This window comes from Nocardia sp. NPDC056541, from assembly GCF_042794235.1.
Taxonomy (GTDB): Bacteria; Actinomycetota; Actinomycetes; order Mycobacteriales; family Mycobacteriaceae; genus Nocardia.
The window spans coordinates 294,033-306,396 of the sequence record NZ_JBHTUD010000006.1 but is presented as its reverse complement, the minus strand read 5'-3'; the positions used below and the strand labels follow the sequence as shown (position 1 = coordinate 306,396).

At 68.2% G+C, this 12,364-nt stretch carries 13 protein-coding genes; 8 read left to right on the top strand and 5 right to left on the bottom strand.

Translation table 11 applies throughout. The features are described 5' to 3' along the window. Window positions 1-23 precede the first annotated feature (23 nt). The 6 genes from zapE (at window position 24) to ACFQ9R_RS13310 (ending at window position 5,481) form a co-directional block, all read left to right on the top strand. Window positions 24-1,157, top strand: a complete 1,134-nt coding sequence (zapE, locus tag ACFQ9R_RS13335) for a cell division protein ZapE (RefSeq protein WP_378990700.1) — start codon at window positions 24-26, stop codon at window positions 1,155-1,157. A gap of 138 nt (window positions 1,158-1,295) precedes the next feature. Next, window positions 1,296-2,225, top strand: coding sequence for a DUF4129 domain-containing protein (locus tag ACFQ9R_RS13330; protein ID WP_378990699.1), 930 nt, complete (start codon window positions 1,296-1,298; stop codon window positions 2,223-2,225). A 64-nt stretch (window positions 2,226-2,289) separates the two neighbouring features. Then, window positions 2,290-2,784 (top strand): hypothetical protein, encoded by a 495-nt coding sequence (locus ACFQ9R_RS13325; protein ID WP_101464691.1) that lies wholly within the window; start codon window positions 2,290-2,292, stop codon window positions 2,782-2,784. Window positions 2,785-2,801: 17 nt separating this feature from the next. Beyond that, the gene (locus ACFQ9R_RS13320) at window positions 2,802-3,764 is read left to right on the top strand and encodes an AAA family ATPase (protein WP_378970823.1); all 963 of its coding nucleotides are present in this window, start codon (window positions 2,802-2,804) and stop codon (window positions 3,762-3,764) included. Next, window positions 3,761-5,035 carry a DUF58 domain-containing protein gene (locus ACFQ9R_RS13315; RefSeq protein ID WP_101464690.1) on the top strand — a complete coding sequence of 425 codons (1,275 nt, stop codon included), beginning with the start codon at window positions 3,761-3,763 and terminating at the stop codon, window positions 5,033-5,035. The genes ACFQ9R_RS13320 and ACFQ9R_RS13315 overlap by 4 nt, the downstream gene beginning before the upstream one ends. Further along, the gene (locus ACFQ9R_RS13310; protein WP_378990697.1) at window positions 5,032-5,481 is read left to right on the top strand and encodes a hypothetical protein; all 450 of its coding nucleotides are present in this window, start codon (window positions 5,032-5,034) and stop codon (window positions 5,479-5,481) included. The genes ACFQ9R_RS13315 and ACFQ9R_RS13310 overlap by 4 nt, the downstream gene beginning before the upstream one ends. A gap of 7 nt (window positions 5,482-5,488) precedes the next feature. On the opposite strand, the gene ACFQ9R_RS13305 is transcribed toward ACFQ9R_RS13310, so the two are convergent. Together ACFQ9R_RS13305 and ACFQ9R_RS13300 are read right to left on the bottom strand one after the other, a co-directional pair. Next, complete coding sequence (locus tag ACFQ9R_RS13305) at window positions 5,489-6,322, bottom strand: GNAT family N-acetyltransferase (RefSeq protein WP_378990807.1); 834 nt, start codon at window positions 6,320-6,322, stop codon at window positions 5,489-5,491. A gap of 69 nt (window positions 6,323-6,391) precedes the next feature. Further along, a complete protein-coding gene (locus tag ACFQ9R_RS13300; protein WP_378990696.1) occupies window positions 6,392-6,733 on the bottom strand; it encodes a winged helix-turn-helix transcriptional regulator in 342 nt (113 codons plus the stop codon). Between the two features lie 71 nt (window positions 6,734-6,804). Between ACFQ9R_RS13300 and ACFQ9R_RS13295 the strand changes: the two genes are divergently transcribed. After that, window positions 6,805-7,557 (top strand): SDR family oxidoreductase, encoded by a 753-nt coding sequence (locus ACFQ9R_RS13295; protein ID WP_378990695.1) that lies wholly within the window; start codon window positions 6,805-6,807, stop codon window positions 7,555-7,557. Between the two features lie 136 nt (window positions 7,558-7,693). Here ACFQ9R_RS13295 and dmpG read toward each other — a convergent pair whose 3' ends face one another. The 3 genes from dmpG to ACFQ9R_RS13280 are packed head-to-tail and all read right to left on the bottom strand — an operon-like array spanning window position 7,694 to window position 10,473. Further along, complete coding sequence (gene dmpG / locus ACFQ9R_RS13290) at window positions 7,694-8,743, bottom strand: 4-hydroxy-2-oxovalerate aldolase (protein WP_378990694.1); 1,050 nt, start codon at window positions 8,741-8,743, stop codon at window positions 7,694-7,696. A 14-nt stretch (window positions 8,744-8,757) separates the two neighbouring features. Continuing rightward, entirely contained in the window at window positions 8,758-9,663 is a 906-nt protein-coding gene (locus tag ACFQ9R_RS13285; RefSeq protein WP_378990693.1) for an acetaldehyde dehydrogenase (acetylating), read from the bottom strand. 24 nt (window positions 9,664-9,687) lie between these two features. Then, a complete protein-coding gene (locus tag ACFQ9R_RS13280; RefSeq protein WP_378990692.1) occupies window positions 9,688-10,473 on the bottom strand; it encodes a 2-keto-4-pentenoate hydratase in 786 nt (261 codons plus the stop codon). Window positions 10,474-10,645: 172 nt separating this feature from the next. On the opposite strand from ACFQ9R_RS13280, the gene kstD reads away from it, so the two are divergent. Beyond that, window positions 10,646-12,349, top strand: a complete 1,704-nt coding sequence (kstD, locus tag ACFQ9R_RS13275; RefSeq protein ID WP_378990691.1) for a 3-oxosteroid 1-dehydrogenase — start codon at window positions 10,646-10,648, stop codon at window positions 12,347-12,349. Window positions 12,350-12,364 lie beyond the last annotated feature (15 nt).

Sequence of the window (12,364 nt, the reverse complement as noted above, 5' to 3'; positions counted from 1 at the left end):
TGTAGAGGAACGAGGAGGTTCGCATGAAACCCGACACCGTGGTGCTCGACCCCGCACAGCAAGCGGCCCTACACGCGCTCGAATCACTGCTCGATCCGGTCGACGGGCACCTCGCACACGGTGGGCACCTTGCTCGACGCACTGGCCGGTTCGGCCGCCCGCGCCTCGCTGAAAGCGGCGGTCGGCGATCGGGCGCTTTCGCCGCCCTGCGCGGGCGCCCGGCCGCACTCGGCAACCAGCAGGCAGATCGCCCCGGGGGCTCCGGCGATCCGAGGGCCGATCGCGGCGGCATCTACCTGCACGGCCGACCGGGCCGCGGCAAGACCATGGTGATGGACCGGTTCTTCGGCGCGGTCGAGACACGGCGCAAGCGCCGCTTCCACTTCCACAGTTTCTTCGCCGCCCTCCATACCGCCACGCACACGCTGGGTTCGATCGAACGGGCCATCGACGAACTCCTCGGCGACGCCGACCTGGTCTGCTTCGACGAATTCCACGTCACCGATATCGGCGATGCCATGCTCGTCGCCCGCATGCTCGAAGCCCTCTTCGCCGACCACCGCACCCTCGTGGTCACCTCGAACTACCGGCCCCAGGAGCTCCTGCCCAACCCGCTGTTCCACGACGCGTTCCTGCCCACCATCGAGTTGATCCTCGCCCACCTCCGCCCGGTCGCCCTCGATGGACCACTCGACTACCGCACCCGCACGTCACACCGCGACACCGGCTTCCTCGCGGGTCGCTACGTGCTCACAGTGGGTGCCGGACCCCTGACGGGTGCCGGCCCCGTCGAGGTGTCCCTCGGCAACGGCCGGACCATCCGCGCCCACGCCGCCACCGATGCCATCACCCTCGATTTCCACGACATCTGCGCCGCCCCCACCAGTGCCGCCGACTACCTCCGCCTCACCGAGCGCTACCGCCACTGGACCCTGCGCGAGGTCCCGCCGCTGCGCGAGGTCCCGCCGGCCTGGTCGATGCGCCTGGTGAATCTCGTCGATGTCCTCTACGACGCCGATCTCCCGTTCACGATCCACGCTCCGGAGCCCGCGCACGACCTGACAGCGGGCGTCCCGGCGATCCCCGATCTGGCTCGCACCGCCAGCCGCCTCGGTGAGTTGCCATTAACTGGCGTGTCGGACGTTCGCACTGCTTAGCAAGCCCTTGATCGCGGGGGGACAATAAGAGGGGAGGGGTCCAAAAGCATCGATTTCCTCTCGAGCGGACCACTCGGCATGTAACTATGTGGCTGTTTTGTGCAGTCTCTGGGGTTTGGTGGTACAGCTGTGATCGGGGTGAATCAGCCCATTACGCGGGCGATCGTCGTGATCGCACTGGTCGTCGCTTCGACGATCGCGTTGCAGGGCACGCTGCCCGGCTCCGGCGCGACCTCGACCGGAGCCCCTTCCGCGCTGCTCGTCGCCGTGATGCCGGTACTGCTGCTGGTCTCGATCGTCATCCTGGTCGCGGGCGTGATCGCCAGTCAGCACCGCCTGCCGCTGGCGATGCCGGAAGCCGAACGCGACGCCATGCCGCGCATCCAGTGGCGCAGGATGGCGCTGCTGGTCCCGGTCGCCGTCGCCGCGGTGGCGCTGATCTTCGCAGGCGGGGTCACCGCACTGTTCCTGCTGCCCGGCGCCCGCCCGATGCGCCCGGCCTCCGAAACGCTGACCGAGGGCTCCGGCCCCGTCCCCACGACCGACACCCATGCCGCGGATCCCACCACCGGACCCACCGAACTCACCGGCACCGCCCTGGTGATCGCGGCGATCCTGGCCATTGTGCTGATCGTGGTCGCGCTGGTCGGCCTGGTCGTCGTGGCTGTCGCCGCGCGTCGTGAACCGGCCCCCGTCGCGCCCGTCGAGGACGAACCGACCTCGAGCGAAGTCGACTCCCTCACGCGCGCCGCCGAAATGGGCCTCGCTGCGATGAACGCCCCGGGTCAGGACCCGCGCACCGCCATCATCGCCTGCTATGTGGCGATGGAGCGCGGTCTGTCCAGCGACCGCGCCGCCCGCCCGCTGGCCTCGGACACCCCGATGGAGGTGCTGGCCAGGGCCTTCGAAAGCGGTGTGCTGCACGATGCTTCGGCCCGCGAGCTGGTCGCGCTGTTCGAGGAGGCGCGGTTCAGCCCGCACTCGATGCTCGAATGGCAGCGCATGCGCGCCGAACAACTGCTGCGCATCGTCCTCACAGACCTGCAGCGCAGGCTGGTGACGGCATGAGCGGACCGGAGGCGGTAGCTCGCGTCACCGCGCAGGTCACCGGAGCATGCCAGGAGGGCTCAGCGTGAACCGGACTTCGGTGATTGTGACGGCCGTGCTCGCGGTCGCGGTGATCGAAGTGACGCTGGTGCGTCTTGATCGTGACTCGGTGCTGCTCGCGGTCGCCGTGCCGGTGGCCGCGGCGCTCGCGATGCTGGTCTGGTCGCTGCGGCACCGTGTGATCCGCGAGGAACCGCTCACCGAGTACATCGACAACGGTCCGGCGGAGATGCTCGGTCGCTGGCACGCGCGCGCCGAGATGCTCACCGCCCGCGCCGACGGCACCCGCGCCGACTGGGACCGCCACCTGCGGCCGCTGCTCGCCAAGGAATTCGAGCTGTCCACCGGGCTGAGGGTTTCCAAGAATCGCCGGGCCACCGAGGCCGCCGGTCAGCTGCAGTTCGGACCTGAACTGTGGCGCTGGGTGGATCCGGCGAACTCCGCGCTGCGCGATCACACCGGTCGCGCACCGGGTAGAGAGGCGCTGGATGAGATCCTGCGCCGTTTGCAGACGATGTGAGGGGTTAGAGGCCACCGATGACAATGCCGTTGAACGTGACCGTCCAGCGCTCCGATGCCGTACTGCGTGAGCTGGGCCGTGTCGTGGTCGGCAAGCGAGATGAGTTGCAGCTCATCATGATTGCCGTGCTGGCCGGAGGCCACGTACTCATCGAGGACCTGCCGGGCCTCGGAAAGACCCTGATCGCGCGGTCTTTCGCGGCCGCGCTCGGCCTGGACTTCACCCGCGTGCAGTTCACGCCCGATCTACTGCCCGCCGACCTGCTGGGTTCGACGATCTATGACATGGCGTCGGGCCGGTTCAACTTCCGTCGCGGTCCGGTGTTCACCAATGTGCTGCTCGCCGACGAGATCAACCGCACGCCGCCCAAGACCCAGGCCGCGCTGCTGGAGGCGATGGCCGAGGGCCAGGTGAGCATCGACGGCGAAACCTTCCTGCTCCCACAGCCGTTCGTGGTGCTGGCCACCGACAACCCGATCGAGTACGAGGGCACCTACCCGCTGCCCGAGGCCCAGCTCGACCGCTTCGCCATCCAGCTGCGTCTCGGTTACCTCTCCGAGGCCGACGAGACGCAGATGATCCGGCGCAGGCTCGAACGTGGTTCCACCGCACCGCAAGTGGGCCAGGTGGTCGACGCGCAGGGGCTGATGGAGATGCGTCAGTCGGTCGAGTTCGTCACGGTGCACCCCGACGTGGTGAGCTACGTCGTCGCGCTGGCCTCGGCCACCCGCAGTCATCCGCAGGTGGAAGTCGGCGCCAGCCCACGTGCCGAACTCGATCTGGTGCAGATGTCGCGGGCGAGGGCGCTGCTCCTCGGGCGCGACTATGTGATTCCCGAAGACGTGAAAGCCCTCGCGGTGGCGGCGATGTCGCATCGCATCACGTTGCGCCCCGAAATGTGGGTGCGTCGTATCCGCGGCGAGGACGTCATCACCGAACTACTCCGCCGGCTACCGGTGCCCCGCGCCACGAGCACATGAAGCATCGCGACGAATCCAGAACGGTCGAGGTCGACCTCCGGTGGCGGCCCGCGCCACTGGTGTTCATCCTGGCCGGTTGCGCGGCAGCGGCACTGGTCGTCGCGGTGCTGCTGGGGCAGTGGCAGCTGGTCGTCTTCGCGGCGCCGATGCTCGGTGTGCTCGCCACCGCGCCGTGGCAGCAGGCGCCGACCAGGGTCCAGGTCGACGGCAGCGGCACCGTTCGCTGTTTCGAGAACGAGGTGATCGGTTGCAGCGCGGTCGCTTTCGTCGAGAGCGGGCACGCGCTGCTGCGGATGACCGCCCTGCCGATGCCCGGCCTGGAGCTCGAGGTCGAGGAAGCCCACGATTCCGGTGGTGCGCCCGCGGGCATGCGGCTCGGGCTCTCGGCCACCCGCTGGGGCCGGTATCCGGTGCAGGTGAAGGTGTCCGCGCTGAGCCCGGCCGGTCTCGCGGTCGCTACCACCGAGCTGCCCGCGGCCAAGCTCTACGTGTATCCCATCGCCGATCCGCAGCGAATGCGCATGCCGCGCACCGAACTTCCCGACCGCATCGGCACCCACCTGACCCGCAGGCACGGCCCCGGTGTCGAATACGCCGACATCCGCGCCTACACGCCGGGCGATCAATTGCGCGCCGTCAACTGGCCGGTGAGCGCGCGGCGCGGCAGGCTCTACGTCACCCAGCGGTTCACCAACCGCTCCGCCGACGTGGTTGTCATGGTCGACACATCTCTGCAGGCGCCCGGCCCCGCCAGCGCTTCGCTGGAACTGTCGGTGCGCGGCGCCGCCCAGGTGGTGCAGTCGACCCTGCAATCCGGCGACCGCACCGCCGTGGTCTGCCTCGGTGAATCGCCCCGCTGGCTGCGCCCCGACATCGGCCGCAGACAGTTCTACCGCATCGTCGACACCGTTCTGGGCGTCGGCGACGAACACGTCGAGACCACCGGCACCCTGGCGCCGCACGCCGCCGTGCCGATCGGCGCGATCGTGGTGGCCTTCTCCACCCTGCTCGACACCCAGTTCGCGCTGGCCCTGATCGACCTGCGCAAACGCGGCCACGTGGTGGTCGCGGTCGACGTCCTGCGCGGTACACCCTTCGAGGACGGCCTCGACCCGACCATGGCCAAGATGTGGCAGCTCGAACGGGCCTCGATGTATCGGGACATGGGCACCGTCGGCGTCGACATCATCGCCTGGCCCGAAGACACCCGCCTGGACCAGGCCATGCGCCTGCTCCCCGAACACCGCCGAGCGGTACGGGTACGCCGATGACGAGATTCCTTGCTCTGCTGGCCGGTCTGCTCCTGGTCGCCGCGGTGGCGCTGATCAATCCCCTCGCCGGGGTGCCCGCGCTGGCGCTGGTGATCGCGAGCTGGTGGTGGCGCCCGGCCTCGGTCGGCGCGGTGCTGATCACCGTCGCCGCTCTTGCTTTCGCCGACGTCGGCGTAATAGCCGCAGCGGCAACAGGTTTGGTTGCCACCACCTACCTGCTCAACGCGGCCGTCCTGCACGCCCCCGAGGGCGTGGTCCCCACCACCATCCCCTCGGTGGGCGGCGCGGTCCTGTTCACCATCGCCGCCGCCACCGCGGCCTGGGTCCCCGTCCAGCTGATCTGGGCGCCTCTGGCCGCGCCCATCCTCATCGTCGCGATCTACGCACTCCTGGTGAGCGGCCTCTCGGCCAAGGGCCCCACCGTCGAAGAGATCCGCATCGAGTAGGTCGCGGTCAGGCGGGGTCTTTGACCAGCACCGCTCGGGTGTAGAGCAGGGCGAAGCCTTGGGACTGGGAGTTCTGCTGGGATTTCGATCCGGGCTGGGTGGTGATGACCGCGAGGTCGCAGTCGGCCGCGGCCGCCGCGTTGAGCCGGGTGGAGAGCAGCGCTGTCTGGACGCCTTGTCGACGATGCTCGGGGAGCGTCGCCGCCCCGGCGAGAGCGGCGATGCCGCCGGCCAGGCGAAGGCTCGCGCCGCCTGCGGGCTCGCCTGCGCGGTAGGCCACATAGCGATGGGTGTTGTTGGTGGCAGCCAGGTCTCGGACGGCGGAGGCGAGGATGTCGCGAGGGAAGTCCTCGGTGGCGGGTAGGCCGTCGTCGTCGGGGTGGGCGAAGCCGTCGACGACGGTATCGAGCCAGGTGTCCATGTCGTCGTCGTCATCGCGGCGCACCTCGACCGACTGCGGAACCTGCCACGCACGGCCGCGCAGGCGCAGGCCGAGCACGTTCTCGAACGATGTCAGCCGATACCCGCGCGCGGTCAGTTCGGCGCCGATCCGCGGGTCGGCGAGATGGGCCAGCTCGACCTGGACCGGCGCCCCCACCTCGGCATAAGCCTGTTCGACCGCCACCCATTGCGCCGTCGAGGGCACCCCGGCGAAGCCGACGCCGACCACCTTGTTCAACGGCGAGTTCGGGCCGGCGAAACACGCTGCGCCACCGGCGATCTCCTGTGTGAACCCGCCGGTCGTCGTGGTCGCCCTGCGGAGTCCCGCGTTCACCCCACCGGCAATGGCCTCGGTCTCCATCCGCTCGATTCGACCGGCCATGCCGGTATCGCAGAACAACGCCGCCGCATCCTCGCTCATCAGCCAGTTATATCGCCCCTGTCCAGCGAGTTTCCGAGGGTCGGCGGACTAGCGGTCGGGCCGCCAGGGGATTCGCCCGTCGCCGGTGGGGGTCCGGTTCTCGGACCAGTCCCACAGGGGCTGGAGAGACTCGGCGAGGAGGGCGCCTTCGGTGGTGAGCTCGTAGGCGCCGCGCTGGCCGTTCTTGCGGATCAGCGCCGCGGACTGGAGCTGCTGGAGGCGGTCCGAGAGCATGCTCGACGAGCAGTTGCCCATGCGCCGGCGCAGGTCGAGGAAGCCAAGGGGGCCTGGCTCGAGTTCCCAGATCACGCGCAGCATCCAGCGCTGGCCGAGTAGGTCGATCGCGGCCAGGATCGCTTGCGAGGGTTCGTCGCCGGTTGCGCTTCTCATTCAGAAGCACGATAGTTGCTTCTGAATCAGAAGCGTTATGACCGGTCGGGGATGTGGCGAGGAGATCGACGATGGATTCGACAATTCAGCGAATCGTGCTGGTGACCGGGGCCTCGCGGGGCATCGGGGCGGAGGCGGCCGCGCAGTTCGGGGCGGCGGGAGCGCATGTCGTCGTGAACTTCCGGGAGAAGCGCAAGCGGGCCCAGGATGTCGTGGACGGGATCGTGACGGCGGGCGGCAGCGCCTCGGTGCTCGGCGCCGATGTCTCCGATCCGGCGGCTGTCGAGGCGATGGTCGAGGAGGTCGGCCGGACGTTCGGCCGGCTGGATACCTTGGTGCTCAACGCGTCCGGCGGACTCGAGCGGGACGCCGATGCCGGGTACGCGCTCCGACTCAACCGGGATGCGCAGGTGAACCTGGCGACGGCGATGCTGCCGCTGATGCCCGAGGGCGGCCGGATAGTGTTCGTCACCAGCCATCAGGCGCACTTCATCCACGAAAACGACAACGTGCCACAGGGTTACACGCCGATCGCACGGAGCAAGCGGGCCGGCGAGGACGCGCTGCGAGCGCTGATCCCCGAATTCCGTGAGCGCGGAGTCGGTTTCACGGTGGTGTCCGGCGACATGATCGACGGGACGATCATCGTCCGCCTGCTGGAACGGCGCGACCCGGGCAGTGTCGAATCCCGCCGCGCGGCAGGCCCGTTGCCCACGGTCGAGGACTTCGCGCGCGTGATCGTTCGGGCCGGCACCGACGCGGTCGCGGACGGCCACACGTTCTACGTCGGCGGTCACGACTACCAGGCTGCATCGCGGCGGTGACGGACTCGATCCAATTGGATCGAGTCGAACCCGCAGCAGTAAGTCCTTGGGATCGCTGTGCACAAAGAAGCTGTGCCCAGAGAAACAGCACCGGGCCGGCAGGATATCTGCCGACCCGGTGCTGGGTGGGGAACTATCAGGCGGTGACCGAAGCTTCGCGCTGGAGTTCCAGGGCGATATCGATGAGCTGGTCCTCCTGGCCACCGACGAGCTTGCGCTTGCCCGCGCGGACCAGCATTTCAGCGGCGGAGACGCCGTAGCGTTCGGCCTGGCGTTCGGCGTGACGCAGGAAGCTGGAGTAGACGCCCGCGTAACCCATCATCAGGGCCTGACGGTCGAGCAGGCACTCCGACGGCATGGCCGGGCGGACCACGTCCTCGGCGGCATCGGTGACGGCGAAGAAGTCCACGCCGGTCTTGACGCCGAGCTTGTCGCAGACGCCGATGAAGGCTTCGACCGGCAGGTTGCCCGCGCCCGCGCCGAAGCGGCGGGCCGAGCCGTCGATCTGGGTGGCGCCCGCGCGCACGGCGTAGACCGAGTTCGCCACGGCGAGGCCGAGGTTCTCGTGGCCGTGGAAGCCGACCTGGGCGTCGTCGCCGAGTTCGGCCACCAGCGCCGAGACGCGGTCCGAAACCTGTTCCAGCACAAGCGCGCCCGCCGAGTCGACGACGTACACGCACTGGCAGCCCGCGTCGGCCATGATGCGGGCCTGCTCGGCCAGCAGCTCCGGGGTGGTGCTGTGCGCCATCATCAGGAAGCCGACGGTCTCCAGGCCCAGATCCCGCGCGTAGCCGAAGTGCTGAATGGACACATCGGCTTCGGTGCAGTGGGTGGCGATGCGGCAGATGGACGCGCCGTTGTCCTGCGAGATCTTGATGTCCTCCTTGATGCCCACACCGGGCAGCATCAGGAAGGCGATCTTGGCCTGCTTGGCGGTCTCCGCGGCGGCCTTGATCAGTTCCTGCTCCGGGGTCTTGGAGAACCCGTAGTTGAACGAGGACCCGGCCAGGCCGTCACCGTGGGTGACCTCGATGACCGGGACACCGGACGCGTCGAGCGCGCCGACGATGTCGCGAACCTCGGTCACGGTGAACTGGTGACGCTTGTGATGCGAGCCGTCACGCAGCGAGGTATCGGTAACGCGCACATCGAGTTCGCCCGAGTAGGGCTTGCGCACATTGCTCATGATTGAGTTCTCCCTTACACCCGAGCCGAGATGATTTGATCGGCCAGCACATCGCCGACCTTGGTGGCCGCGGCCGTCATGATGTCGAGGTTGCCCGCGTACGGCGGCAGGAAGTCGCCCGCGCCCTCGACCTCGACGAAGATCGACACCTTCGCCAAGCCGCCGGATACCAGCGACGGGTCGTCGAACTGGGGTTCGTTGAGCAGCCGGTAGCCGGGCACGTACTCCTGAATGGACTTCTCCATCCGGAAGATCGACTCGGAGATCGCGTCGCGATCGGCATCCTCGGGGATGGCGCAGAAGATGGTGTCGCGCATGATCATCGGCGGCTCGGCCGGGTTCAGGATGATGATGGCCTTACCGCGTTCGGCGCCACCGATGGTCTCCACACCCTTGGAGGTGGTCTTGGTGAACTCGTCGATGTTCGCGCGGGTACCCGGACCGGCCGACACCGAGGACACCGAGGCCACGATCTCGGCGTAGGACACCGGGACAACCCGCGAGACCGCGTTGACCATCGGAATCGTGGCCTGGCCACCGCAGGTGATCATGTTGACGTTCGCCGCGTCCCGCAGCGAATCCAGGTTCACCGGGGGGATCACGGCCGGGCCGACGGCGGCCGGGGTGAGGTCGACGGCACGAATACCCGCGGCCTCGTATTTCGGCGCGTACGCACGGTGCACGTAGGCGGAGGTGGCCTCGAACAGCAGATCCGGCTTCTCGTCGAGGGCGAGCAGCCAGTCCGCGCCCTCGGCGGAGGTTTCCAGACCCAGCCCGCGTGCCCGCTTCAGCCCCTCCGAATCCGGGTCGATGCCGATCATCCAGCGCGGCTCGATCTTGTCCGAGCGCAGCAGCTTGTAGAGCAGATCGGTGCTGATGTTGCCGGACCCCACGATCGCGGCGGTGACTTTGCTGGTCACGGTGTACTCCTTGGGAAGTCTGGTTCAGCGGAAACGCAAACGGACGGAACCGAGTCCGGTGAACTCGGCGAGGAAGTCGTCACCGGGGCGGGCGTCGATGGCGCGGGTGCAGGAACCGGGGAGCACGATGTCGCCCTTCTTCAACCGCACCCCGAAGGTCGCGACCTTGCGCGCCAGCCACGCGACGGCGATCACCGGATCGCCCAGCACCGCGTCGCTGCGGCCCTCGGCGATGACCTCGCCGTTGCGGGTGAGTACGGCGTCGATGGCCTTGATGTCGATGTCGCCGGGTGCGACGCGTTCTTTGCCGAGCACCCACCCGGCCGAGGAGGCGTTGTCGGCGATGGTGTCGGTCAGGCCGATCTTCCAGTCGTTGATGCGCGAGTCGATGAGTTCGATCGAGGGGGCGTACGCGACAGTCGCGGCCAGCACGTCGGCCTCGGTGCAGTCCTCGCCGGGCAGGTCGGCGCCGAGCACGAATCCGACCTCGACCTCCACGCGCGGCAGCAGGAACTTCGAGGTGTCGACAGGGACGTCTTCGTAGACCTCCATGTCGGCGAGCAGGTGACCGTAGTCGGGCTCGTCGACGCCCATCATCTCCTGCATCGCCTTCGACGACAGCCCCACCTTGTGCCCGACGACCTTCGCGCCGGACCGGAGCCTGCGCTGGATGTTGAGCAGCTGGATCTCGTAGGCGTCGACCACATCGATATCGGGGAACCGGTCGACGAGCGGCGACACGGCGACCCGGTCGTCTTCGGCGCGGGCGAGTTCGTCGGCGAGTTGAGTTCGTACCGCGTCAGGCAGCACGCGGACCTCCTTGGCAGCACGGTCGGAAGGATCTAGATGCCAAAACTGTAACCGGTTTTCCAGTTCAGCATCAGCCGTTCACCTGACAATACAACGCTACATCTGGTGATTTCTGCAACATGTTCTACTGAGTTCTACTTTTATCTGTCCAACGACCGGACCCTTCTATAACGTGTTCTACATGAGTGATCGGGAATACGATGTCGTGGTCGTCGGTAGCGGCGCCGCCGGGATGACCGCCGCCCTCGCGGCGGCGCACAAGGGACTGAGCGTTGTGCTGCTGGAGAAGGCCGCGCACTACGGTGGGTCGACGGCCCGATCCGGCGGTGGCGTCTGGATTCCGGGCAACAAGGCGTTGCTCGCCGCGGGCCGCCCCGACGACCGCGAGGACGCGCGCACCTACCTGCACAGCATCATCGGCGACGTGGTGCCCGCCGAGAAGATCGACACCTACCTCGATCGTGGCGCCGAGGCGTTCGACTTCGTCCTCGACCACACCCCGCTGAAGATGAAGTGGGTTCCCGGCTACTCCGACTACTACCCCGAGGCCCCGGGCGGGCTCGGCCAGGGACGTTCGTGCGAGCCCACGCCGTTCAACGGCAAGGTGCTCGGCGCGGAACTGGCCAATCTGGAACCGCCCTACGCCAAGGCGCCGCTGAACGTGGTCGTCATGCAGGCCGACTTCGTGCGGCTCAACCTGATCCGCCGTCATCCCAAGGGCGCGATGCGGGCGCTGCGCGTCGGCGCGCGCACCTACCTGGCCAAGTGGACCGGCAAGCATCTGCTCGGCATGGGGCAGGCCATCATCGCCGCCATGCGCAAGGGCCTGCTCGACGCGGGCGTGCCGGTGCTGCTCAACACCCCACTCACCGACCTGGTGGTCACCGACGGCAAGGTCACCGGGGTCAAGGCCACCGTCGATGGCGAACCGGTCACCTTCACCGCGCGCTACGGCGTGGTCCTCGGCGCGGGCGGGTTCGAGCACAATGCCGACATGCGGGCCAAGTACCAGCGTCAGCCGATAACCACTGAGTGGACAACCGGTGCCGCGGCCAACACCGGCGATGGCATCGTCGCGGGTATGGCAGCGGGTGCGACGGTCGGATTCATGGAGGACGCCTGGTGGGGTCCGACGATCTTCAAGGGCGGCAAGCCCTGGTTCGCGCTGGCCGAGCGCAACCTGCCCGGCACCATCATGGTCAACGACCGGGGCGAGCGGTTCGGCAACGAGTCCGCCCCCTACGTCGAGGCGGTGCACACCATGTACGGCGGTGAGTACGGGCAGGGTGCGGGTCCCGGCGAGAACGTGCCGTCCTGGCTGGTGTTCGACCAGCGCTACCGCAACCGCTACATCTTCGCGGGCCTGCAACCGGGACAGCGCTTTCCGTCGCGCTGGATGGAGAACGACTACATCGTCAAGGCCGACACGATCGGGGAGCTCGCCGAGCGCATCGGCGTGCCCGTCGACAACCTGACCTCGACGATCGAGCGTTTCAACGGCTTCGCCGCCGCGGGCAAGGACGAGGACTTCGGCCGCGGCAACAGCCACTACGACCGCTACTACGGCGACCCGACCGTGAAGCCGAATCCGTGCCTGGCCGAACTGTCGCAGGGCCCGTTCTACGCGGCGAAGATGGTGCCCGGCGACCTCGGCACCAAGGGCGGCCTCGTCACCGATACGGCCGCACGTGTGCTGCGCGAGGACGATTCCGTCATCGACGGCCTCTACGCCGCGGGCAACACCAGCTCGCCGGTGATGGGCCACACCTACGCGGGCCCCGGCGCCACCATCGGCCCCGCGATCACCTTCGCCTACCTGGCGGTCCTCGACATCGTCGCCAAGAAGTCGACCGACTCGACGAAGGCGACAGCATGAGGGTCAGCCCGACGA

Excerpts from the sequence above, each read along its gene's own strand:
- zapE (WP_378990700.1), top strand. The coding sequence starts at position 24 with ATGAAACCCGACACCGTGGTGCTCGACCCCGCACAGCAAGCGGCCCTA.
- ACFQ9R_RS13320 (WP_378970823.1), top strand. The coding sequence starts at position 2,802 with ATGACAATGCCGTTGAACGTGACCGTCCAGCGCTCCGATGCCGTACTG.
- ACFQ9R_RS13315 (WP_101464690.1), top strand. The coding sequence starts at position 3,761 with ATGAAGCATCGCGACGAATCCAGAACGGTCGAGGTCGACCTCCGGTGG.
- ACFQ9R_RS13310 (WP_378990697.1), top strand. The coding sequence starts at position 5,032 with ATGACGAGATTCCTTGCTCTGCTGGCCGGTCTGCTCCTGGTCGCCGCG.
- ACFQ9R_RS13300 (WP_378990696.1), bottom strand. The coding sequence starts at position 6,733 with ATGAGAAGCGCAACCGGCGACGAACCCTCGCAAGCGATCCTGGCCGCG.
- ACFQ9R_RS13295 (WP_378990695.1), top strand. The coding sequence starts at position 6,805 with ATGGATTCGACAATTCAGCGAATCGTGCTGGTGACCGGGGCCTCGCGG.
- dmpG (WP_378990694.1), bottom strand. The coding sequence starts at position 8,743 with ATGAGCAATGTGCGCAAGCCCTACTCGGGCGAACTCGATGTGCGCGTT.